This window comes from Pseudomonas sp. R1-1 (assembly GCF_051132135.1).
In the GTDB taxonomy this organism is placed as follows: Bacteria; Pseudomonadota; Gammaproteobacteria; order Pseudomonadales; family Pseudomonadaceae; genus Aquipseudomonas.
Map to the genome: position 1 here is coordinate 6,075,001 of NZ_CP071663.1, position 22,288 is coordinate 6,097,288.

24 protein-coding genes and 1 rRNA gene (1 of these 25 cut by a window edge) are annotated in these 22,288 nt (G+C 59.1%); 16 read left to right on the forward strand and 9 right to left on the reverse strand.

The window, feature by feature from the left end; genetic code table 11:
* The 3 genes from J3P75_RS27075 to J3P75_RS27085 all read right to left on the reverse strand — a co-directional run.
* Positions 1 to 698: ribosomal RNA gene (locus tag J3P75_RS27075) — 16S ribosomal RNA — on the reverse strand (it extends 839 nt beyond the left edge of the window).
* A 575-nt stretch (positions 699 to 1,273) separates the two neighbouring features.
* Entirely contained in the window at positions 1,274 to 2,494 is a 1,221-nt protein-coding gene (locus J3P75_RS27080) for a CaiB/BaiF CoA transferase family protein (protein WP_434708841.1), read from the reverse strand.
* Between the two features lie 13 nt (positions 2,495 to 2,507).
* The gene (locus J3P75_RS27085) at positions 2,508 to 3,689 is read right to left on the reverse strand and encodes an acyl-CoA dehydrogenase (protein ID WP_039757058.1); all 1,182 of its coding nucleotides are present in this window, start codon (positions 3,687 to 3,689) and stop codon (positions 2,508 to 2,510) included.
* Between the two features lie 159 nt (positions 3,690 to 3,848).
* Here J3P75_RS27085 and J3P75_RS27090 point away from each other — a divergent pair, with 159 nt between their 5' ends.
* The 10 genes from J3P75_RS27090 (at position 3,849) to J3P75_RS27135 (ending at position 13,699) form a co-directional block, all read left to right on the forward strand.
* Positions 3,849 to 4,748: a LysR family transcriptional regulator gene (locus J3P75_RS27090; protein ID WP_434708842.1), complete on the forward strand. Its 900-nt coding sequence runs from the start codon at positions 3,849 to 3,851 to the stop codon at positions 4,746 to 4,748.
* A 434-nt stretch (positions 4,749 to 5,182) separates the two neighbouring features.
* Positions 5,183 to 6,304 (forward strand): Re/Si-specific NAD(P)(+) transhydrogenase subunit alpha, encoded by a 1,122-nt coding sequence (locus tag J3P75_RS27095; protein ID WP_434708843.1) that lies wholly within the window; start codon positions 5,183 to 5,185, stop codon positions 6,302 to 6,304.
* A 15-nt stretch (positions 6,305 to 6,319) separates the two neighbouring features.
* Entirely contained in the window at positions 6,320 to 6,640 is a 321-nt protein-coding gene (locus J3P75_RS27100) for an NAD(P) transhydrogenase subunit alpha (RefSeq protein WP_003187417.1), read from the forward strand.
* Entirely contained in the window at positions 6,640 to 8,073 is a 1,434-nt protein-coding gene (locus J3P75_RS27105; protein ID WP_093096108.1) for an NAD(P)(+) transhydrogenase (Re/Si-specific) subunit beta, read from the forward strand. Before J3P75_RS27100 ends, J3P75_RS27105 begins: the two co-directional genes overlap by 1 nt.
* A 214-nt stretch (positions 8,074 to 8,287) precedes the next feature.
* Entirely contained in the window at positions 8,288 to 9,781 is a 1,494-nt protein-coding gene (locus tag J3P75_RS27110; RefSeq protein ID WP_434708844.1) for an acetyl-CoA hydrolase/transferase family protein, read from the forward strand.
* Between the two features lie 320 nt (positions 9,782 to 10,101).
* Positions 10,102 to 10,317, forward strand: coding sequence for a DUF1127 domain-containing protein (locus tag J3P75_RS27115; protein WP_011058498.1), 216 nt, complete (start codon positions 10,102 to 10,104; stop codon positions 10,315 to 10,317).
* A gap of 332 nt (positions 10,318 to 10,649) precedes the next feature.
* Entirely contained in the window at positions 10,650 to 10,967 is a 318-nt protein-coding gene (locus J3P75_RS27120; RefSeq protein WP_434708845.1) for a DUF2388 domain-containing protein, read from the forward strand.
* A gap of 108 nt (positions 10,968 to 11,075) precedes the next feature.
* On the forward strand, positions 11,076 to 11,393 hold the full coding sequence (locus J3P75_RS27125) for a DUF2388 domain-containing protein (RefSeq protein ID WP_203420217.1): 318 nt from the start codon (positions 11,076 to 11,078) through the stop codon (positions 11,391 to 11,393).
* 27 nt (positions 11,394 to 11,420) lie between these two features.
* Complete coding sequence (locus J3P75_RS27130; RefSeq protein WP_122604763.1) at positions 11,421 to 11,741, forward strand: DUF2388 domain-containing protein; 321 nt, start codon at positions 11,421 to 11,423, stop codon at positions 11,739 to 11,741.
* The gene (locus J3P75_RS27135) at positions 11,738 to 13,699 is read left to right on the forward strand and encodes a DUF4105 domain-containing protein (protein WP_434708846.1); all 1,962 of its coding nucleotides are present in this window, start codon (positions 11,738 to 11,740) and stop codon (positions 13,697 to 13,699) included. Before J3P75_RS27130 ends, J3P75_RS27135 begins: the two co-directional genes overlap by 4 nt.
* A 68-nt stretch (positions 13,700 to 13,767) precedes the next feature.
* Here J3P75_RS27135 and trpA read toward each other — a convergent pair whose 3' ends face one another.
* Together trpA and trpB are read right to left on the reverse strand one after the other, a co-directional pair.
* On the reverse strand, positions 13,768 to 14,577 hold the full coding sequence (gene trpA / locus J3P75_RS27140; protein ID WP_434708847.1) for a tryptophan synthase subunit alpha: 810 nt from the start codon (positions 14,575 to 14,577) through the stop codon (positions 13,768 to 13,770).
* Positions 14,577 to 15,809, reverse strand: a complete 1,233-nt coding sequence (gene trpB / locus J3P75_RS27145) for a tryptophan synthase subunit beta (protein ID WP_258450999.1) — start codon at positions 15,807 to 15,809, stop codon at positions 14,577 to 14,579. Before trpB ends, trpA begins: the two co-directional genes overlap by 1 nt.
* 113 nt (positions 15,810 to 15,922) lie before the next feature.
* On the opposite strand from trpB, the gene J3P75_RS27150 reads away from it, so the two are divergent.
* A complete protein-coding gene (locus tag J3P75_RS27150) occupies positions 15,923 to 16,840 on the forward strand; it encodes a LysR family transcriptional regulator (protein WP_434708848.1) in 918 nt (305 codons plus the stop codon).
* On the opposite strand, the gene J3P75_RS27155 is transcribed toward J3P75_RS27150, so the two are convergent.
* Positions 16,813 to 17,139 (reverse strand): DUF883 family protein, encoded by a 327-nt coding sequence (locus J3P75_RS27155; RefSeq protein ID WP_434708849.1) that lies wholly within the window; start codon positions 17,137 to 17,139, stop codon positions 16,813 to 16,815. The two genes, J3P75_RS27150 and J3P75_RS27155, sit on opposite strands and share 28 nt — an antisense overlap.
* A 163-nt stretch (positions 17,140 to 17,302) precedes the next feature.
* Between J3P75_RS27155 and J3P75_RS27160 the strand changes: the two genes are divergently transcribed.
* Both J3P75_RS27160 and J3P75_RS27165 read left to right on the forward strand, forming a co-directional pair.
* Positions 17,303 to 17,518, forward strand: a complete 216-nt coding sequence (locus tag J3P75_RS27160; protein ID WP_090288024.1) for a dodecin — start codon at positions 17,303 to 17,305, stop codon at positions 17,516 to 17,518.
* Positions 17,519 to 17,646: 128 nt separating this feature from the next.
* On the forward strand, positions 17,647 to 17,868 hold the full coding sequence (locus J3P75_RS27165; protein WP_434708851.1) for a DUF1161 domain-containing protein: 222 nt from the start codon (positions 17,647 to 17,649) through the stop codon (positions 17,866 to 17,868).
* 162 nt (positions 17,869 to 18,030) lie between these two features.
* Here J3P75_RS27165 and J3P75_RS27170 read toward each other — a convergent pair whose 3' ends face one another.
* Positions 18,031 to 19,032: an LLM class flavin-dependent oxidoreductase gene (locus tag J3P75_RS27170; RefSeq protein ID WP_434708852.1), complete on the reverse strand. Its 1,002-nt coding sequence runs from the start codon at positions 19,030 to 19,032 to the stop codon at positions 18,031 to 18,033.
* Positions 19,033 to 19,272: 240 nt separating this feature from the next.
* Between J3P75_RS27170 and J3P75_RS27175 the strand changes: the two genes are divergently transcribed.
* Together J3P75_RS27175 and J3P75_RS27180 are read left to right on the forward strand one after the other, a co-directional pair.
* On the forward strand, positions 19,273 to 19,704 hold the full coding sequence (locus tag J3P75_RS27175; RefSeq protein ID WP_016772308.1) for an OsmC family protein: 432 nt from the start codon (positions 19,273 to 19,275) through the stop codon (positions 19,702 to 19,704).
* A gap of 231 nt (positions 19,705 to 19,935) precedes the next feature.
* On the forward strand, positions 19,936 to 20,175 hold the full coding sequence (locus tag J3P75_RS27180; protein ID WP_434708853.1) for a DUF1161 domain-containing protein: 240 nt from the start codon (positions 19,936 to 19,938) through the stop codon (positions 20,173 to 20,175).
* A gap of 4 nt (positions 20,176 to 20,179) precedes the next feature.
* On the opposite strand, the gene J3P75_RS27185 is transcribed toward J3P75_RS27180, so the two are convergent.
* Both J3P75_RS27185 and J3P75_RS27190 read right to left on the reverse strand, forming a co-directional pair.
* Positions 20,180 to 20,599, reverse strand: a complete 420-nt coding sequence (locus J3P75_RS27185) for a hypothetical protein (protein WP_434708854.1) — start codon at positions 20,597 to 20,599, stop codon at positions 20,180 to 20,182.
* 40 nt (positions 20,600 to 20,639) lie between these two features.
* A complete protein-coding gene (locus J3P75_RS27190; RefSeq protein ID WP_434708855.1) occupies positions 20,640 to 21,062 on the reverse strand; it encodes a hypothetical protein in 423 nt (140 codons plus the stop codon).
* Positions 21,063 to 21,122: 60 nt separating this feature from the next.
* Here J3P75_RS27190 and J3P75_RS27195 point away from each other — a divergent pair, with 60 nt between their 5' ends.
* Positions 21,123 to 22,214: an aminopeptidase gene (locus tag J3P75_RS27195; RefSeq protein WP_434708857.1), complete on the forward strand. Its 1,092-nt coding sequence runs from the start codon at positions 21,123 to 21,125 to the stop codon at positions 22,212 to 22,214.
* Positions 22,215 to 22,288: the final 74 nt, after the last annotated feature.

The following is a 22,288-nucleotide window of genomic DNA, read 5'->3' on the forward strand; positions in this document are numbered from 1 at the left end:
TCTACGCATTTCACCGCTACACAGGAAATTCCACCACCCTCTACCATACTCTAGCTCGACAGTTTTGAATGCAGTTCCCAGGTTGAGCCCGGGGATTTCACATCCAACTTAACGAACCACCTACGCGCGCTTTACGCCCAGTAATTCCGATTAACGCTTGCACCCTCTGTATTACCGCGGCTGCTGGCACAGAGTTAGCCGGTGCTTATTCTGTCGGTAACGTCAAAATTGCAGAGTATTAATCTACAACCCTTCCTCCCAACTTAAAGTGCTTTACAATCCGAAGACCTTCTTCACACACGCGGCATGGCTGGATCAGGCTTTCGCCCATTGTCCAATATTCCCCACTGCTGCCTCCCGTAGGAGTCTGGACCGTGTCTCAGTTCCAGTGTGACTGATCATCCTCTCAGACCAGTTACGGATCGTCGCCTTGGTGAGCCATTACCTCACCAACTAGCTAATCCGACCTAGGCTCATCTGATAGCGCAAGGCCCGAAGGTCCCCTGCTTTCTCCCGTAGGACGTATGCGGTATTAGCGTTCCTTTCGAAACGTTGTCCCCCACTACCAGGCAGATTCCTAGGCATTACTCACCCGTCCGCCGCTGAATCCAGGAGCAAGCTCCTTTCATCCGCTCGACTTGCATGTGTTAGGCCTGCCGCCAGCGTTCAATCTGAGCCATGATCAAACTCTTCAGTTCAAACATCTTTGGGTTTTTAAGAAACCCTAAACTTGGCTCAGCAATCGTTGGTTACATCTTTGATTTCTCGCGGAGTAACTTGTGATGCTGATAATCTTGTTGACTATCAGTCTGACTCCACAAGCACCCACACGAATTGCTTGATTCAGTTGTTAAAGAGCGGTTGGTTAAGATCTTTCGTCTCAACCGAGGCGCGCATTCTACAGCAGCCTCATTTGCTGTCAAGTGATTATTTTCAGAAGCTTTCGAAGATTTCTTCAACAACTTCAACCACTTGCGCTTCCGATCTCTCGTCAGCGGGAGGCGAATTCTACAGCGTTACACGCTGCTGTCAACACCTCTTTTTCAACTTCCTTTCGGGCTTCGATGAACTGAAGCCGCTTACTGCCGAAACCTACTTAACTCGTTGAATCTCAAGGAGTTTTCCGTTTCGACTGTGCCGGAAGTGGGGCGAATTATAGACACCTGAGATCTGCCGTCAACCGTTAATTTCGCTTTTCTTTCAATCACTTGCAGATCGATCAAAAAACCATCAAAAACCATCGAGCCTGATTCCTTCTATATAGAAGGAATCGTCACAGCACTCCAGTCGCCTTCAAATCAGCCACCGCACCCGCCCCCAAGCCCAGCACTCGCTGCAGCACTTCAAGCGTATGCTCGCCCAATAACGGTGGCGCGTGACGATACTCGACAGGCGTCCGCGACATACGGATAGGACTAGCCACTTGAGGCACCATTCCCGCCAACGCATGAGGCAACTCGATCGCCAGTCCGCGCGCTTTCACCTGCGGATCCTCAAATACCTGCGACAGATCATTGATCGGCCCGCACGGCACGCCCGCCGGCTCAAGCTGAGCCACCCACTCGGCAGTTGTCTTGAACACGGTTGCCTGGCGAATCAATGGAATCAGCACCGCCCGGTTGGCCACGCGCAGCTTATTGGTCGCAAAGCGCGGATCGTCCGCCCACTGTGACTGCCCCGCCACTTCGGCAAACTTGCGGAACTGCCCGTCGTTACCCACGGTAAGAATAAAGTCGCCGTCAGCGGTAGGAAAATCCTGATAGGGCACGATATTCGGATGCGCATTACCCAGGCGCTTGGGCGCATTGCCTGTTGTCAGGTAGTTCATCGCCTGGTTCGCCAGACAAGCCACCTGCACATCCAGCAATGCCATATCGATGTGCTGGCCGCCCCCGTCGTGATCCCGGTGCGCCAGCGCGGCCAGAATCGCCACCGTCGAATACAGCCCGGTGAGAATGTCCGTCAGTGCCACGCCCACCTTCACCGGCCCGGCGCCTTCATCCCCCTCAGGGCGACCGGTCAGGCTCATCAGCCCACCCAAGCCCTGAATCATGAAGTCGTAGCCCGCGCGCTTGGCATAAGGCCCGGTCTGGCCAAAACCGGTAATCGAGCAATAGATCAGGTTCGGATTGATTTCCTTCAACGACTCATAGTCGAGCCCATAAGCTGCCAGACCGCCGACCTTGAAGTTCTCGATCAGGATGTCGGACTTGGCCGCCAGTTCACGCACCAGCTTCTGCCCTTCGGCACGGGTGAAATCGATAGTCACCGATTGCTTGTTGCGGTTGGCGGACAGGTAATAAGCCGCCTCTGACGTATTCTCGCCGTAGGCATCCTTGAGGAACGGCGGCCCCCAGGCGCGAGTGTCGTCGCCATTACCAGGGCGCTCGACCTTGATCACCTCGGCGCCAAGGTCGGCGAGGATCTGCCCGGCCCACGGCCCGGCCAGCACTCGCGACAAATCCAGTACCCGCAGATGTGACAGCGCGCCCATGGTCGCTCTCCTGTTAATAGAACGCCTGCAGGCCGGTTTGCGCACGCCCGAGGATCAGCGCGTGGACGTCGTGAGTACCCTCATAGGTATTCACCACTTCCAGGTTGACCAGGTGGCGAGCGACGCCGAACTCATCGGAGATACCGTTACCGCCCAGCATGTCACGAGCCATGCGAGCAATGTCCAGCGACTTGCCGCACGAATTGCGCTTCATGATCGAGGTTATCTCGACCGCTGCAGTGCCCTCATCCTTCATCCGCCCCAGACGCAGGCAGCCTTGCAGGGCCAGGGTGATCTCGGTCTGCATGTCGGCAAGCTTCTTCTGCACCAATTGGGTTGCGGCCAGAGGGCGACCGAATTGTTGGCGATCCAGCGTGTACTGGCGAGCGGTGTGCCAGCAGAACTCGGCAGCGCCCAGCGCGCCCCAGGAGATGCCGTAACGCGCGGAGTTGAGGCAAGTGAACGGGCCTTTCAGACCGCGCACGTCCGGGAAGATGTTTTCTTCCGGCACAAAAACGTTGTCCATGACGATCTCACCGGTGATCGACGCACGCAGCCCGACCTTGCCGTGGATCGCTGGAGCGCTCAGGCCTTTCCAGCCTTTTTCCAGGACGAAGCCACGGATGTCGCCGGCATCGTCCTTTGCCCAGACCACGAACACGTCGGCGATCGGGCTGTTGGTGATCCACATTTTCGCGCCGGTCAGGCTGTAGCCGCCGTCGACTTTACGCGCACGTGTGATCATCGCGCCCGGATCGGAGCCATGGTTCGGCTCGGTCAGACCAAAGCAGCCGATCCATTCGCCGGACGCCAATTTCGGCAGGTACTTTTGTTTCTGCGCTTCGGTACCGAATTCGTTGATCGGCACCATTACCAGTGAGGACTGCACACTCATCATCGAACGGTAGCCGGAGTCGACACGCTCCACTTCACGAGCGATCAGGCCGTAGCTGACGTAGTTCAGGCCGCTGCCACCGTACTGCTCAGGAATGGTCGCGCCCAGCAAACCCACTTCGCCCATTTCGCGGAAAATCGCCGGGTCGGTTTTTTCATGGCGGAAAGCTTCAAGGACTCGCGGCGCGAGACTCTGCTGAGCGAACTGCTCGGCGGTGTCGCGGATCATGCGCTCTTCTTCGGTGAGCTGTTGATCCAGCAGCAGGGGATCGATCCAGTTGAAGCTAGCTTTACCGCCCATGAGTGTGTCCTCGCAAATCGACTGAAATTAACGTGGCATTGATCCTAGGCGCGGTTAGCCGTCTCGGCAAACGAGGATTCCGCATCCTGTTGTGCTAATTTCTCACTCCGAAACGTCGCGAACAGCCTTTTGTGCGGCGCATTAGTGAGGTTGACGTACATGCGCAGGAAGATTCCCAGCACCGCGGCCCTGATCAGTTTCGAAGCAGCCGCCCGCCATGAGAGCTTTACCCGGGCCGCGGAAGAACTTTCCCTCACTCAAGGCGCCATTTGCCGACAGATCGCTAGCCTCGAGGACTTCCTCAGCGTCGAACTATTCCGACGCTCGCGGCGCGGGGTAAAATTGACCGAGGCGGGACTTTCCTACAGCCGTCGGGTTGCCACGCAACTCGACGCCGTCGAGCGCGACACCCTGTCGGTCATGGGGCAGCAAGGCGCCAGCGTCATCGAACTGGCGGTAGTGCCAACCTTCGGCACGCAATGGCTATTACCGCGCTTGAAGGATTTCCAGCACAAGCACCCGGAAGTCACCGTCAACCTGACCAACCGCACCCGCCCGTTCCTGTTTGCCGATACGCCATTCGATGCGGCGATCTACTTTGGCGATGCCGATTGGTCCGGTACCGAATCCCACAGGTTGATGGGTGAAAATCCGATGCCGGTGTGCAGCCCGGCTCTGCTCGGCAACCGTACGCATCTGAGCGCCGAGGCCATCGCCGAATTGCCGTTGCTGCAACAGACCACCCGCCCGTACGCCTGGCGTCAATGGTTCAACTCGCAACAGTTGAATATTCCCCGCGACATGACAGGTCCACGCTACGAGCTATTCTCCATGCTCGCCCAGGCAGCCATGCACGACATGGGCATTGCGCTGATTCCACCCTTCCTGATTCAACGAGAGCTGGCGGAGAAACGTTTAGTGATCGCCAATCACCAGGCGCTCTCCAGCATCAAGGCTTATTACCTGATGATTCCGGAGCGAAAGGTCGAATCTGCATCATTGAAAGCATTTCGTGACTGGTTGTTACAGCAGGCGCAGAGCTACAGCCTAGAAGAATAGCGGCTTTAAGCAATTGCTAACCCCGTAGTCAGGAAAACCAAAGCCCTACAGATATAACTATTTGTCGCTTTTTCTACGACTGTATCCGAAAGTCGCACAGACGTCCCATAAGCGCCGTAAGACGTGGCTTTGAGCCTTCATTGGCGACACATTGCTGCCTATTCACGCCACCTATCAGAATTTTTTCAATATTCAGCCAGAATCCATGCAGGGCACGGCCTGCAAGGGATTCAGCTGGCCATCTGCGACATTCGGTCACGGCATGACTTGTAGTTAATTTTCCGTCACCCGTCATAATCCCTTGAAGGGCATAAAGTTCGCCTGCAAAATGCCGCGCCCCGCCCTGATTTGGCGGGATCGTGCTGATCGGCCGCCCCAGTCGCACCATCCGCAGTGCCTGGGTTTACTCAATAAGATCACGCAGGAGATTTGACGTGCACATTGGTGTTCCTCTCGAAACCCAGACCGGTGAAACACGGGTTGCTGCAACCCCGGAAACCATCAAGAAGCTGATCAGCCAAGGTCACAAGGTCACTGTGCAAAGCGGTGCCGGCATCAAAGCCAGCGTTGTCGACAGTGCCTATGAAGCGGCAGGCGCAACCATTGGCAGTGCCAATGATGCGTTTGGCGCCGAGCTGATTCTGAAAGTGGTCGCCCCGAGCGACGCCGAACTGACGCTGATACAGCGCGGCGCGGTATTGGTGGGCATGCTCAACCCGTTCCACAACGAAACCATCGCCAAAATGGCCGAGTGCGGGATTACCGCGTTCGCTCTTGAAGCGGCGCCGCGCACCTCGCGCGCGCAGAGTCTCGATGTGTTGTCGTCGCAGGCGAACATTGCCGGCTATAAGGCGGTGTTGCTGGCGGCTCACTACTATCCACGCTTCATGCCGATGCTGATGACTGCTGCGGGCACCGTGAAAGCGGCGCGCGTGCTGATTCTTGGCGCAGGTGTGGCCGGGTTACAAGCGATTGCCACGGCGAAACGTCTGGGTGCGGTGATCGAGGCGTCTGACGTACGTCCGGCAGTAAAAGAGCAGATCGAATCCCTCGGCGCCAAGTTCGTTGACGTGCCTTACGAGACCGATGAAGAGCGCGAGTGCGCGGTCGGTGTCGGCGGTTACGCGCGGCCAATGCCGGCGAGCTGGATGCAGCGTCAGGCCCAGGCCGTGCATGAACGCGCGAAACAGGCAGACATCGTCATCACCACCGCGCTGATTCCGGGCCGCAAGGCGCCGACACTGCTCAGCGCGGATACCGTGGCGCAGATGAAGCCCGGCTCGGTGGTCATTGACCTCGCCGCCGCTCAGGGTGGCAACTGCCCGCTGACCGTGGCTGATCAGGTTGTAGTCGAAAATGGCGTGACCATCGTCGGGCCGACCAATCTGGCCGGTGCAGTGGCGGCCGACGCCTCGGCGCTGTACGCACGCAACCTGCTGGACTTCCTCAAGCTGGTGTTCACCAAGGAAGGCCAGTTCGACGTCAACCTCGAAGACGACATCGTCGCCGCGTGCCTGATGTGCCGCGACGGCCAAGTCATCCGCAAAAACGCCTAAGCAGGGATTCAGACGATGGAAGAGCTTATCTCCCCCGGTATCTACAACCTGATCATCTTCGTGCTGGCGATTTATGTCGGTTACCACGTGGTCTGGAACGTTACGCCTGCGCTGCACACACCGTTGATGGCCGTCACCAACGCAATCTCGGCGATCGTCATCGTCGGCGCGATGCTCGCCGCCGCGCTGACCGTCACGCCGCTGGGCAAAACCATGGGCACGCTGGCCGTGGCACTGGCAGCGGTCAATGTGTTCGGTGGCTTCCTGGTCACTCGCCGCATGCTTGAGATGTTCAAGAAGAAAGCCCCGAAAGTAAAAGAAGAGGCGCCGAAGTAATGAGCATGAATCTCGTCACGACGCTCTACCTGATCGCGTCGATCTGCTTTATCCAGGCCCTCAAGGGCCTGTCGCACCCGACCACTTCGCGGCGCGGCAACCTGTTCGGCATGCTCGGCATGGCGCTGGCAATCATCACTACGGTTGGCCTCATCTATAAGCTCGGAGCGGAGCTTGCCACTGCCGGTATCGGTTACGTGATCGTCGGTCTGCTGGTCGGCGGCACCGCTGGTTCGATCATGGCCAAACGCGTTGAAATGACCAAGATGCCGGAACTGGTGGCGTTCATGCACAGCATGATCGGCCTCGCAGCGGTGTTCATTGCGATTGCCGCCGTGGTTGAGCCGCAATCGCTGGGTATCGTCAAACAGTTGGGCGACGCGATTCCGGCGGGCAACCGTCTGGAGCTGTTCCTCGGTGCAGCCATCGGTGCGATCACCTTCTCCGGTTCGGTGATCGCCTTCGGCAAGCTCTCGGGCAAATACAAGTTCCGCCTGTTCCAGGGCGCACCGGTACAGTTCGCCGGTCAGCACAAGCTCAACGCCGTGTTGGGTCTGGCGACGCTGGCACTCGGCCTGACCTTCATGTTCACAGGCAACCTCACCGCGTTCGCGCTGATGCTGGCGCTGGCGTTCGTGATGGGCGTGCTGATCATCATCCCGATCGGCGGCGCGGACATGCCGGTGGTGGTGTCGATGCTCAACAGCTATTCGGGCTGGGCGGCGGCGGGTATCGGCTTCTCGCTGAACAACTCGATGCTGATCATTGCCGGCTCCCTGGTGGGCTCGAGCGGTGCGATCCTTTCGTACATCATGTGCAAGGCGATGAACCGTTCCTTCTTTAATGTACTGCTCGGCGGTTTCGGCAACACGGCAGACGCGGGACCGGCCGGCGCCAAAGAAGCACGTCCGGTCAAATCCGGCTCGGCTGATGACGCCACTTTCCTGCTGACCAACGCCGATACCGTGATCATCGTTCCGGGCTATGGTCTGGCAGTAGCGCGTGCCCAGCATGCGCTGAAGGAGCTGACCGAGAAGCTGACTCACCGTGGCGTGACTGTGAAATACGCGATCCACCCGGTGGCCGGGCGGATGCCTGGGCACATGAACGTCCTGCTCGCCGAGGCCGAAGTGCCTTACGATCAGGTGTTCGAGATGGAAGACATCAACTCCGAGTTCGGTCAGGCCGACGTGGTACTGGTGCTCGGCGCGAACGACGTGGTCAACCCGGCCGCGAAGAACGATCCGAAATCGCCGATTGCCGGCATGCCGATTCTCGAGGCGTTCAAGGCCAAGACCATCATCGTCAACAAGCGCTCGATGGCCAGCGGCTACGCCGGTCTGGACAATGAGCTGTTCTACCTGGACAAGACCATGATGGTCTTCGGCGACGCGAAAAAGGTCATCGAAGACATGGTCAAAGCGGTCGAGTAATTCACCGTTGCAATAGCCAACGCCCCGACATGTCGGGGCGTTTTTGTTTGCGCAGAACAATGGACAATTTGCCGCGTTGTTGCAGATCCGGTAACGGTGTTTTACTTCAAACCCGCGAAATAGACGCCCCGTTTGCGACCTTGGTAGCGGGACAGGCGCCCGTCAAATTCACTAGACTGCGCATCCTGCTACTCGTTGCCCGAGATAATAATCCATGTACCGTGACCGTATTCGCCTGCCTTCGTTGTTGGACAAAGTGATGAGCGCTGCCGACGCCGCTGCTCTGATTGAGGACGGCATGACCGTCGGCATGAGCGGCTTCACCCGCGCCGGCGAAGCCAAGGCCGTTCCTCACGCACTGGCCGAGCGGGCCAAGGTCACGCCGCTGCAGATCAGCCTGATGACCGGCGCCAGCCTCGGCAACGACCTCGACAAGCAACTGACCGAAGCCGGCGTGCTGTCGCGGCGCATGCCATTCCAGGTCGACAGCACCTTGCGCAAGGCGATCAATGCCGGCCAGGTGATGTTCATCGACCAGCACCTGTCGGAAACCGTCGAGCAACTGCGCAATCAACAACTGAAGCTGCCGGACATCGCGGTGATCGAAGCCGTGGCCATCACCGAACAGGGGCACATCGTGCCGACCACCTCGGTCGGCAACTCGGCGAGCTTTGCGATTTTCGCCAAACAGGTGATTGTCGAGATCAACCTGGCGCACAACGCCAATCTCGAAGGTCTGCACGACATCTATATCCCGACGTACCGCCCGACGCGCACGCCGATTCCGCTGGTGAAAGTCGATGACCGCATCGGCAGCACGGCGATTCCGATTCCACCGGAGAAGATCGCTGCCATCGTCATCACCCAGCAGTCGGATTCGCCGTCAACGGTATCGACACCCGACGTCGATACCAACGCCATCGCTGAGCACCTGATCACCTTCTTCAAACAGGAAGTCGACGCCGGCCGCATGACCAACAAGCTCGGCCCGCTGCAGGCCGGGATCGGCAATATTGCCAACGCGGTGATGTGCGGCCTGATCGACTCGCCTTTCGAAGACCTGACCATGTACTCCGAAGTGCTGCAGGACTCGACCTTCGACCTGATCGACGCCGGCAAGCTGAGCTTCGCCTCGGGCAGTTCGATCACCCTGTCGGAACGCCGTAACAGTGATGTGTTCGGCAATCTGGAAAGGTACAAGGACAAGCTGATCCTGCGTCCGCAGGAGATCTCCAACCACCCCGAAGTGGTGCGGCGTCTGGGCATCATCGGTATCAACACGGCGCTGGAGTTCGATATCTACGGCAACGTCAATTCCACCCACGTCTGCGGCACGCGGATGATGAACGGCATCGGCGGCTCCGGCGACTTCGCGCGTAACGCGCATCTGGCGGTGTTCGTGACCAAATCGATCGCCAAGGGCGGCGCGATTTCCAGCGTGGTGCCGATGGTCAGCCACGTCGATCACACCGAGCATGACGTCGACATTCTGGTCACTGAGATTGGCCTGGCGGATCTGCGCGGTCTTGCACCCCGTGAACGCGCGCGCGTGATCATCGATAACTGTGTGCACCCGGACTATCGCCCGGCGCTGAACGAATACTTCACGGCGGCCTGTGCCATCGGTGGTCACACCCCGCACATCCTGCGTGAAGCCCTGAGCTGGCACATGAATCTGGAAGAAACCGGGCGCATGCTCGCGGTGTAATCACACAGATACTCACTGGTGCAAAAACAGTTTGCGCCAGCCGAGATTGCCAAGCTCCCCTAGCCGGCAAAAACTGTACTGCTGTACCGGTCCTTTCCTACAGTGAATTCCTACTTCCTCCATCGAATTGAGCAAATACGCACCACTTTAGTGCGGACAGGTACAGTTTGCTCGATTTTGACCCGTACACCGCCTATAAACAGTTAACTGGTCACTCACAATACAGTGCAACTGTATCTAGAGAGACTAGGCAAACGAGAGGATCATGGGCACCAGTCAAACCACTACCTGATCCCGCCACAAGCGGAAGGATGTCAACCATGGAACGTACACTCAGTTCCGAACTGTTCTTCGAAGACAAAGCTGAAAAAACCCAGGCTTCCCTGCCTCTGCGCGTTATCGCCAACCTGATGTTGTGGCAGCGCCGCATCTCCAGCCGCCATCAACTGGCTCGTCTGGATTCGCGTCTGCTGGCCGACGCCGGTATCAGCGAAGCACAACGCTACGAAGAGCTGAGCAAGCCGTTCTGGCGCTAAGCAGCGTCGCTGGCTCTGGTCGCCAAGACCCACCGCCAGCAACCCGAATTGAACAAGCAGAACCCGTCGTGGGAAACCACGGCGGGTTTTGTCGTTTCAGCGATCTGGAATTCATCAGACAGATGATTTTGGTCATAACAGTACAGTTCACGAAAACCCGATATCAAGCGGTACAATTTTACGTATTCATGGCCGCAGCGGTGGCCATCACTGGGCGAATCGCCAGCGGCAGCCTAATATCCACACAGAACGTGGCGAACGTTAAGCATCTGGCGTCTGACTCCTCAGATACCGAGCCACCTCTCACTACGGTTTATCCAAAGGAGTTCCACATGACCCGTCTTCGTCTGCTCAGTGCCGCCGCCCTGCTGGCCGTGGCTGCCAACGCCAGCGCCACCAGTTTCATCGTGACCACCGACGCCGTGGTCGGCGCGTTGAAATCCTCATCCGATGCAACTTCGGACGTCACCTCATCCTTTCGTGACGACAAGATCGTTCTCGCCGCCCGTGACGACGCAGCGAGCTTCGTTGCCAGCCAAGGCGATATCCGTGGGGTGAAACTGGAAAGCGCGCTCGATCACATCCGTCATCAGGCGCCACAGCTGCAAGCGACCGATGCGCAACTGGCCCAGGCCATCCTGACGCTGTAAGCGTATCAGGCAGTGCGGGACACGCCAGCCGTGTCCCGATGTTTCAACGCTGGCTCTGGCCCGGGCTTTTGCGCTAGCCTTCAGGCTCGTTAACAGTTGTCGAGTCCCATGCGCTTTCTTTCCAGTCCGCTCATCTACTCTGCTTTTCTAACCGCCTGCTGGGCGACATCGGCCGGCGCCTTCGATGCGTTCAATGCCTCTACGCAGGGCACCGTTGTCAGCGCTTACGCCACCAGCATGGTGTCTTCTGCACCGTTCGACCGTAAACTGCTGCTCGCTGCCCACGATGACGCGGCAGCCTTCGTTGCCAGTGACGGTGAATGGCGAGGCGCCCGGCTGGAATCGGCGCTGCACTACCTGCGCAAAAACCGGCCAAAACTTCATGCCAGCGACCTTGAACTGGCAGAAGCAATTCTCGTCCAATAGTTATCTTGTCCCTTTCGGAGTCGTTCCATGCGTAGCCCGCTGATTGCTGCCGCCCTTGGCCTGTTTTTGTTGGCCGATGTGGCCCAGGCGCACACCCTGGTAGCCACCAGTAACATCATCGTCCGTGCCTCCCAGCGCACCATCGATTTCACCTCCGATACCACCACCTCGATTCGCGATTCGAAAATCATCCGCGAAGCCCATGACGACGCCGCCAGTTTCGTCGCCACCAACGGGGATATCCGTGGCGCGCACCTGGAAGCTGCCATCAATACCTTGCGCACGCGCGTGCCGGAAGCGCGCGACGCCAGTGATCAGGTGCTCGCCGAAGCCATCCTCGCGCTGTGAGGTCCATTGGCGCCTGGCTGCTGGCCGGGGCGTTGTTGCTGATCGGCAACAGCGCTCACGCCAGCCTGCAATTGCGGCTCAAGACCGATGGCTTGAGCCCTGCCCAACAACAGGCCAGCCAGGCGTTGATCGATGAGGCCATGCACAAGCTGCCGCCGAGCTTCATCGAGCGGCTGGATCGGCGTATCGACGTCGGCTGGACCGACGACATGCCCGCCAACGCCTACGGCCAGGCGACGCTGGTGGCTGAGCTCGACCTGAATCGAAAACTGCTCGCCGGACTGACGGACGGCAGCGCCGCCAAAGAAAAAACCAATCGACCCCACGGCACTGTGCGTCAGGAATTGCTCGCCACGGTGCTGCATGAAATCACCCATATCTACGACCGTGCCCGTCAGTGGCCGAGTGCCGAACGCACGCTGATCCAGCGCTGCACCCGGCGCTTCGACAGTGCCGGGCTGATCGGCATCCCAGATGAATGCCGTGGGCAGAACGGCCGGCGCTTCACCCTCAGTGATGATCCGCGGCTGCTGGATCTTGCCGGCTGGCAGCAATACGTCGGCCGTCGTGGTGAACGTGAACAGCACAACCGGCAGATCGCACGCAGCCCCGACCTTTACGAAGTGTCGAGCCCCAAGGAATTTGTCGCGGTCAACATGGAGTACTTCCTCCTCGACCCGAGCTACGCCTGCCGTCGACCGGCGCTGTATCGCTATTACCGCGACCACTTCGGCTGGGCGCCGCCTACCCGAGACACCTGCAGCAAGACCTTCGCTTTCCTCAATGCCGGCAACGACTTTGCCAAGCAACCCTTGGGGCAAGTCGATCCGGAACGGGTTTACGCCGTCGATTACCTGCTGGCCGAGGCCAATCAGAACTGGGTCAGCCGCTGGGGCCACAGCATGTTGCGCCTGGTCATCTGTGCACCGGGCCGCCCGCGCGGGCCGGATTGCCGCCTCGATCTGGACCAGCATCTGGTGCTGTCGTACCGCGCCTTCGTCGGCGATGTGCAACTGTCGAGCTGGGACGGACTGGTGGGCAAGTACCCGTCGCGGCTGTTCGTATTGCCGCTGGCACAAGTGATCGACGAATACACCAAGACCGAATTGCGCAGCCTTGCCTCGGTGCCGCTGAACCTGTCCCGCGAAGAAATCGAAGGGGTGGTCGAACACGCCGCCGAAATGCACTGGAGCTATGACGGCAACTACTTCTTCCTGTCCAACAACTGTGCGGTTGAAGGGCTGAAGTTGTTGCGCAGTGGCAGTAACAACGCGCAACTGGTCGGTCTCGACAGCATCATGCCCAACGGCTTGCTGGAAGTGCTCAAGGGTCGTGGTCTGGCCGATACCAGTGTGCTCGATGATCCGAAAGAAGCGTTGCGCCTGGGCTATCGCTTCGACTCGTTCCGCGATCGTTATCAGGCCATGTTCGACGTGTTGAAGAAGCAGTTGCCGATCAAACAGAACACCGTCGAGGAATGGCTATCGCTGTCCGCCGAAGAGCGTCGCGAGTGGTTCGAGCGTGCCGACTTGCGCACCAGTGCGGCATTGCTGCTGCTCGAACAGGCGAGTTTCCGTCGTCAGCTGTTACTGGCTCAGGACGAGGTCAAGCAGCGTTACCTCGGTGCCCGCGAACTGGAAAACGGCGGCATGGACAAGGCCAACGCGACCTTGCAGGAAATTCTCGCCAACAGCGGCTTTCTCAGTCGCCCGGCGGAATTGCTCGATGCCAAGGGTTACGGCCTGCCGCAGCCGAACGAGTTCGGCCGGCTCGAAGCGGAAAGCAGTCAGCGGCAGAAAAAGCTGCTGGCCCTTTCTGGCGATCTGGATACCGAAGTGCGCAAACTGCTGGAGCCCAAACGCGCTGCGGAGATTGCCGCCAGCGAAGCCAACGTGAAGCAGATCGGCGAGCATCTGCGCAAACTGCACAAGGCTTCGGGCGGACTTGAATTGCCCTAAAACAAAAAGGCTTCAGAACACTGTTCTGAAGCCTTTTTTATTGAGTCATCAGCCTGCGCTGATCTGGGTCAAACGCGAGCCTTGCGCACACCCTCCGACAGCGCCGCGCACAGGCTCAAGACACCGTCGACAGCCTGCGCAGGCGTATCGGCACTGGCAATGTGATCAATCAGCGCCGACCCCACCACCACACCGTCCGCCAGCCGCGCGATCGCCGCTGCCTGCTCCGGCGTGCGGATGCCGAAACCGATGCTGATCGGCAGATCAGTATGCCGACGCAAACGGGCAACGGCCTCTTCGACGTGCTCCAGCGTCGCCGCGCCGGCACCGGTCACACCGGCCACCGACACGTAGTAGACGAAACCGGAGCTGCCATTGAGGACCTTAGGCAGACGCGCGTCGTCGGTGGTCGGCGTGGTCAGGCGGATGAAGTCCAGACCGGCGGCCTGGGCCGGGTCGCACAGTTCGGCGTTGTGCTCAGGCGGCATGTCGACCACGATCAGGCCGTCGACGCCGGAATCCTTGGCTTCGGCAATGAAGCGCTCGACGCCAAACTTGTGGATCGGGTTGAAATAGCCCATCAGCACCAGCGGCGTGTCACTGTTGCCTTCGCGAAATTCACGAACCATCTGCAGGGTTTTCGCCAGATTCTGCTGGGCGCCCAAGGCACGGATGTTGGCCAGTTGAATCGCCGGGCCATCGGCCATCGGGTCGGTGAACGGCATGCCGAGCTCGATCACATCGGCACCCGCACCGGGCAAGCCTTTGAGGATCGCCAGCGAAGTGTCGTAATCAGGATCACCGGCCGTGACGAAGGTCACCAGCGCGGCACGATTCTGTTCCTTGAGGGCGGTAAAACGGGTTTGCAGGCGGCTCATCAGTGTTTCTCCTGCTGGGAAGTTTCCATGTGGTGCATGACGGTCTGCATGTCTTTGTCGCCGCGACCCGACAGGTTGACCACCATCAGGTGATCCTTCGGCAGTTTCGGTGCGCGTTTGAACACTTCAGCCAAGGCATGGGCGCTTTCCAGGGCAGGAATGATCCCTTCCAGACGGCAGCACTTATGGAACGCCTCAAGGGCTTCGTCGTCGGTGACCGAGGTGTACTGGACGCGGCCAATGTCATGCAACCAGGCGTGTTCCGGGCCGATGCCTGGGTAGTCGAGGCCGGCGGAAATCGAGTGCGCGTCGATGATCTGGCCATCGTCGTCCTGCAGCAGGAAGGTCCGGTTGCCATGCAATACACCCGGAACGCCGCCATTGAGGCTCGCCGCGTGTTTGCCGGTTTCGATGCCGTAGCCTGCGGCTTCAACGCCGATGATGTCGACGCTTTTGTCGTCGAGGAACGGATGGAACAGACCCATGGCGTTGGAGCCACCACCAATGCACGCCACCAGGCTGTCCGGCAGACGACCTTCCTGGGCCTGCAACTGATCGCGTGTTTCCTTGCCGATCACTGCCTGGAAATCCCGAACCATCGCCGGGTACGGGTGTGGGCCCGCTACGGTGCCGATCAGGTAGAAAGTGCTGTCGACGTTGGTCACCCAGTCGCGCAGCGCTTCGTTCATCGCATCTTTCAGGGTGCCGGTGCCGGCAACCACCGGAATCACTTCAGCGCCGAGCAATTTCATGCGGAACACGTTGGCCTGCTGACGTTCGATGTCAGTGGTGCCCATGTAGATCACGCAATCGAGGCCGAAACGCGCCGCAACGGTGGCCGTCGCCACGCCGTGCATGCCGGCGCCGGTCTCGGCAATGATGCGTTTTTTGCCCATGCGCCGCGCCAGCAGGATCTGGCCAATGCAGTTGTTGATCTTGTGCGCGCCGGTGTGGTTCAGCTCTTCGCGCTTGAGGTAGATCTTCGCGCCGCCGCAGAACTCGGTCAGGCGTTCGGCGAAATACAGCGGGCTCGGACGTCCGACATAGTCACGCTGGAAGTAGGCCAATTCCTCTTTGAACGCAGGATCTTCCTTGGCCGCTTCGTATTCGCGCGCCAGATCGAGGATCAATGGCATCAGGGTTTCGGCGACATAGCGGCCACCGAACGCACCGAACAGGCCGTTATCGTCCGGGCCGTTGCGCAGGTTGGAAGTGTGCGAAGTCTGGGTCATGGTGTGCTCCAGGTGAATTCGGGTCGAAGACAATGACCACCACTCTAACCCTGACCTTCTACGCTGAAAACCGATAAGATCGCCACAACCTGTCAGGAAAACTCACAGATACCATGAGCCAGGATCTCCCTCCCCTGAATGCCTTGCGCGCATTCGAAGCGACTGCCCGCTTGAACAGCGTCAGCCAAGCTGCTGAACAGCTGCACGTGACGCACGGTGCGGTCAGTCGGCAGTTGAAAGTGCTGGAAGAGCACTTGGGCGTGAGTCTGTTCGTCAAGGATGGGCGCGGCTTGAAACTCACAGATGCCGGCCTGCGTCTGCGGGATGCCAGTGGTGAGGCATTCGATCGCTTGCGCAGTGCGTGTGCGGAGCTGAGCCAGAACAGCGCCGATGCGCCGTTTGTGCTGGGTTGTTCGGGGAGCTTGCTGGCGCGCTGGTTCATTCCGCGCTTGGGGCGGTTGAATGCCGATCTGCCGGATTTGCGTCTGCATCTGTCTGCCGGCGAGGGCGACCTCGATCCGCGCCGTCCGGGGCTCGACGCGTTACTGCTGTTCGCCGAGCCACCGTGGCCGGCGGACATGCAGGTCTACGAACTGGCCGCCGAGCGCATCGGGCCGGTGATGAGCCCGTTGTTTGCCGGTTATCAAGCCTTGCAGACCGCGCCCGCCCAAGCGTTGCTCGAGGAGCCTTTGCTGCATACCACCTCGCGTCCGCAAGCATGGCCAAGCTGGGCGCAGCAGAACGACCTCGACGCCAAAGCGCTGAAGCTCGGGCAAGGGTTTGAGCATTTGTATTATTTGCTGGAGGCTGCGGTGGCGGGGCTGGGTGTGGCAATCGCGCCGGAGCCGCTGGTGACAGAAGACCTGAAGGCCGGTCGCCTGGTTGCGCCATGGGGCTTTTGCGAAACCCCGGCGCAACTGGCGTTGTGGTTACCCAAGCGCGCCGCTGACGGACGCGCTCGGCAACTGGCGCAGTGGCTGAAAAACGAACTGCGCCAGACCGATCACTCGCCGCGCTTGAACAGGAAATAAGCGGCGAGCAGGCCGATGGCACCGACTGCAACGCCGGCCGTGGTCCATGGGTGTTCATGGGCGTAATCGCGAGTGGCAATGCCGGTTTCGCGGGTTTTCACTTTGACTTCTTCGTAAGCATCGCTGAGCAGATGGCGGGAGTGTTTCAGCGCGCTTTCAGCATTGCTTTTCAACGCCTTGAGGGTCTTGCGCGACTCGTCCGAAGCATCGTCTTTGAGGCTTTCCAACGATTTGAGCAGACTCTCGATCTCCGCTTCCATGCTTTGCAACGAGGCTTTGCGTAACGAGGTGTTGGCCATGGTGGCTCTCCTGCATTGGTGATGAGTGGCGTGTGTTGGTTGGGACTTCAGCGCATCGAGAAAGTGCAGAAATTCTGAACTTCGGCAGCGCAGCGCCGCCGAAATCAACAGAGCGAATCGCTGCTAGTCTCAATCACACGCCTTCCATCCCAAGGAGTTCGTTATGAGTGACCATCACACTTACAAGAAAGTCGAGCTGGTCGGCTCGTCCACCACCAGCATCGAAGACGCCATCAACAACGCGCTGGCCGAAGCCAACAAAACCCTGCGTAATCTGGAGTGGTTCGAAGTCACCGAAACCCGCGGCCATATCGAAAACGGCCAGGTCGCGCATTTTCAAGTGACACTGAAGGTTGGTTTCAAGATTGCCAGCAGCTGAGTTTGGTCTAGTCTTCTGAACTTGCGCGCTGGCCGAGTGCCATAGGAATGGCAATGCGCTACAGGGTGGTCGCATCGAGCGAACGGCTCGGTGCCCGCCTCTTTCAATCCGACCAGGGAGTGCGACCGATGAAGAAGTTCATGTTGGCAGTAGGTTTGTTGAGCCTTGCGGGTGGTGCGTTCGCAGCTAGCAAGCCATGTGAAGAGCTGAAAAGCGAAATCGCGGCGAAGCTCGACGCCAAGGGCGTTTCCGGGTATTCGCTGGAAGTTGTCGATAAGGGCGCCGATGGCGACCAAGTCGTCGGCACCTGCGAAGGCGGGACCAAGGAAATTGTCTACAAGCGCGGTTGATCGCGCCTGAAATGCAAAAGCCGACGTGGATGCGTCGGCTTTTTTGTGCCCTGTCTGTTTTTCGGTAGGAGTGAGCCTGCTCGCGATGGCGGTGTAACGGTCAGCAACCCAGTGACCATGCAAACGCTATCGCGAGCAGACTCACTCCTACAGGGGGCAGCGTTATCCTTTCATGACCTGCGCCAGCAATTCGTAGGAATGCAGGCGATCAGCGTGCTCATACAGATCGCAGGTAAAAATCAGCTCATCCGCCTGGGTCTGCTCAACCAGCACCTGCAGCTTGGCGCGGATCTTCTCTGGGCCACCGACCATCGCCAGGCCAAGGAAATCACCGACCGCTTCGCGCTCATGGGGCAGCCACATGCCCTCCATGCTTTTCACCGGCGGACGCTGCACCAGGCTCTGCCCACGCATCAGCGCGAGGATGCGCTGGTACACCGAGGTGGCCAGATAATCAGCCTGCTCGTCGGTATCCGCCGCGACCAGCGGCACGCCGAGCATCACGTAAGGCTTGTCGAGTACCGCCGATGGCTTGAAGTGGTTGCGATAGACGCGGATCGCCTCATGCATGAAGCGCGGTGCGAAATGCGAAGCGAAGGCGTAGGGCAAACCGCGCTCACCGGCCAGTTGCGCGCTGAACAGGCTGGAGCCGAGCAACCAGATCGGCACGTTGGTACCGGTGCCCGGCATCGCGATCACCCGTTGTTCCGGGGTACGCGGGCCGAGGTAGCGCACCAGTTCGGCGACGTCTTCGGGGAAGTCGTCGGCACTGCCGGAACGTTCGCGACGCAACGCGCGCGCGGTCATCTGATCGGAGCCGGGCGCGCGGCCCAAGCCGAGATCGATGCGCCCCGGATACAGACTTTCCAGCGTGCCGAACTGCTCGGCAATCACCAGCGGCGCGTGGTTGGGCAGCATCACACCGCCGGAACCAACACGAATGCTCGACGTACCGCCGGCCAGATAACCGAGCAGCACCGACGTCGCCGAACTGGCGATGCCATCCATGTTGTGGTGTTCAGCCACCCAGAAGCGCGTGTAGCCAAGTTTCTCGACATGCTGCGCCAGGTCCAGCGAATTGCGCAGTGACTGCGCCGGGCTGCCGTTTTCGCGCACCGGCACCAGGTCGAGGGTGGAAAACTTTACGTCGGACAGTTGTTTCATAAACCTGCATCTCCGAGTGGGGAGGCAGGTTTTTCTTGCGAACGAAAACCTGCCAGATCCATAAGCGTGTTTCATGCAATGAGGGCATATACCCGAGTTTCAATAGACGCGTCGAAATTTCCTACTAAAAAAGTCAACGATTCAGCCGGGCTGAACTTTGTTCCGCGGTCTATCCTCAGAAGCCTTGCTAGTGAAAACCACGACGGCGCGGCGTTCCGCGCCCTATATGAGGAGGCAGACATGGCTATCGTGAAAAAGGCATCGGCGCATTGGGAAGGTGATCTGAAAACCGGTCTGGGCTCGATTTCCACCGAAACCGGCGTACTCAGAGAAGCACCTTACGGCTTCAAGGCACGCTTCGAGGGCGGCAAGGGCACCAACCCGGAAGAATTGATCGGCGCCGCGCATGCCGGCTGCTTCTCCATGGCGTTTTCGATGATTCTCGGCGATGCCGGCCTGAAGGCCGACAGCATTGATACCAACGCTGAAGTCACGCTGGATCAGGTTGACGGCGGATTCGCGATTACCGCGGTGAAACTGATCCTCAAGGCGAAAATTCCCGGGGCGACCCAGCAACAGTTTGAAGAGTTGAGCAACAAGGCCAAGGAAGGGTGCCCGGTGTCCAAAGTATTGAATGCGAAAATTACCTTGGAGGCTTCGCTGGTCAGCTGATTTTCACGGTTGATTCAGCGTTGGCAGTGCCGACGCCTTCGCGAGCAGGCTCGCTCCCACAGAGGAAACTCAATCTCTGTAGGAGCGAGCCTGCTCGCGAAGGCGATCTGAAAAACAGCGCAAAAATCCAGGGTGTGAGCAAAGTCAGAACCCGCTCCGTGGAAATGTGGTCGAATAACTGACAGCAGCTTCAGCGCACGCCCGTGCGCGCTGCCTCAAGGAGCTTCATCGATGAAACGTTTTGGCTTGGCGATCCTTTGCTGTGCACTGGCCACCTCCGCTATCGCAGCCCCCAAGGACTGCGAAGAACTCAGAAAGGAAATCGAAATCAAGATTCAAGCGAAGGCGATCCCGTCATACACCTTGGAAATCATCACCAAGGAGGAGGCGAAGCAGCACGATTCAGCCATGATCGTCGGTTCTTGCGAGAACGGTCAGAAAAGAATCATCTACCAGAAAAACGACAGCTGACCCGCTAGATGATGCAGTTGAACTCGCGGTCTTCGGCAACGATTTCCCGTTTCGCGTTGTATAACCGCGCACTTGGCGTAAAGGCCAGCGACCGCCCCTCCAGCAGATAACGCTGGCCCGCCTCGAAATGCTCGTAACGAATGGTCAGGTAGCACAAGCGCTCGACCGGGCCGGTCAGCAAACTGCCGCCGCCACCGAACACTTCGAAATCGAAGCGCACGCGCAGTTCATGACTGCCGGGGGTGACCTGAAAGAAACGCCCGTCGTTCAGGCGTTGGTTGTCCAGGCGCTCGGCCATCAGCAACTTGCCGCCGGGGCTTGGCGTCGAGAACTCGACCCAAGCCATTTGCGGATCAACCGGGGGCAGCGGCGTCTGACACCCGGCAAGCAGAATGGCAACGAGCAACAAAAGCACTTGGCGCATGATCAATGTCCACGGATCGGAACATTCAGCATAGCGCCGATCAGCTGCTCTGGCAGCCCGCCGGCGTGGCCTGGCCGACCACTTTACGCTGCTCGTCATACAATTTGGCCCACGGCCGGAAGCCGATACTGCCGGCCTGCAATTGATAGCGCTGGCCGGCGTTGAAGTCCTTGAATTTGACGCTCAACCGGCAATCGCGCCAGAGCGGTTCAGCGCCAGGGCCGATATTGGTGGCCTCGACCGGGAACTTATAACGCACCTTCAGCTCATGGCTGCCGGGCTGTACTTCGAAGTAGCGCTTGTCGACGGCGGCTTGCGTGTCGACCTGCAGCGCTTGCAGCGCCGTGTCCTGTTGTCGGGCGTCCAGATCGATCCAGGCTTGCGAGGGGTCAGGGTCGGGCATGCCGAATCCGGCACAACCGGCCAGCGTCAGCAGGCCCCCTGTCAGCATCAACTTGCGCATAGCGGTGCTCCTGAAGGCGGGATAGTCTTGCGGGGCAGACTCTCCGGGGGATTTCTTATTTTGATCAGGCCGTTTCCAAGCCTTGGGTTACTTGATCGCGTTTTTGCGATTTTGTTTCCGGGTGTGTTGTTTTTGTTGCTCAACGGTTGTGCCAGCGTCAGTTACTACGGCCAATTGGCCAGTGGGCAGTTACAACTGCTGCGCGCGCGCGAACCGGTCCAAAACGTGATCAACGACCCGAGCCGCGACGCGACGTTGCGCGCCCACCTGGCGCAATCGCAGAAGGCCCGCGCCTTCGCCAGCGAGCATCTGCACCTGCCGGACAACCAGAGCTACCGGCTATACGCCGACATCGGTCGGCCGTTCGTGGTGTGGAACGTGTTCGCCACTGCCGAATTTTCCCTGACCCCGCAGAATCATTGTTTCCCGATTGCCGGGTGTGTGGCCTATCGCGGCTATTACAGTCAAAGCGCGGCGCGGGGCGAAGCCGCGATCCAGCGCTTGAATGGTATGGACGTGTCGATTGGCGGCGTCGAGGCCTATTCGACGCTCGGCTGGTTCAACGACCCGATTATCAACACGATGATGGGCTGGGGCGACGAGCGTCTTGCCACGCTGATCTTCCATGAGCTGGCACACCAGCGTTGTTATGTGCAGGACGACACCGAGTTCAATGAGTCCTTTGCCACGTTTGTAGAGCAGGAAGGTACCCGACAGTGGCGCGCGTTTCGCGGGTTGCCGGCCGATAACGCTTCACGGCTCAAGCAGCGCGACCAGTTCATCGGATTGGTTCTCGACACTCGCTCACGCCTGGAAACCTTATATGCGCAGCCATTGCCAGCCGAGCAGATGCGCGAGCGCAAAGCAGCGGAGTTCGAGCGTTTTCGGCGCGATTATCGGGCGCTGCGCGATCGCGATTGGAACGGGGACAAGCGTTATGACGCTTGGGTGAACGCGCCGCTGAACAATGCGCGATTGTTGCCGTTTGGGCTGTATGACCAGTGGGTGCCGGCGTTTGCCGGGTTGTTCAGGGAAGTCGGCGGGGATTGGTCGAAATTTTATGCAGAGGTTGAGAAGCTGGGCAGGCTGCCGATGGCTGAGCGCAAGGTGGCGCTCAAAGCACTGGCCGAGTCTCAGTCTTTGAGTGGCTGAACGGGCCTCATCGCCAGCAGGCTGGCTCCCACCTTGGTTTTGTATACGACGCAAATTCCTGTGAGAGGCTGCCG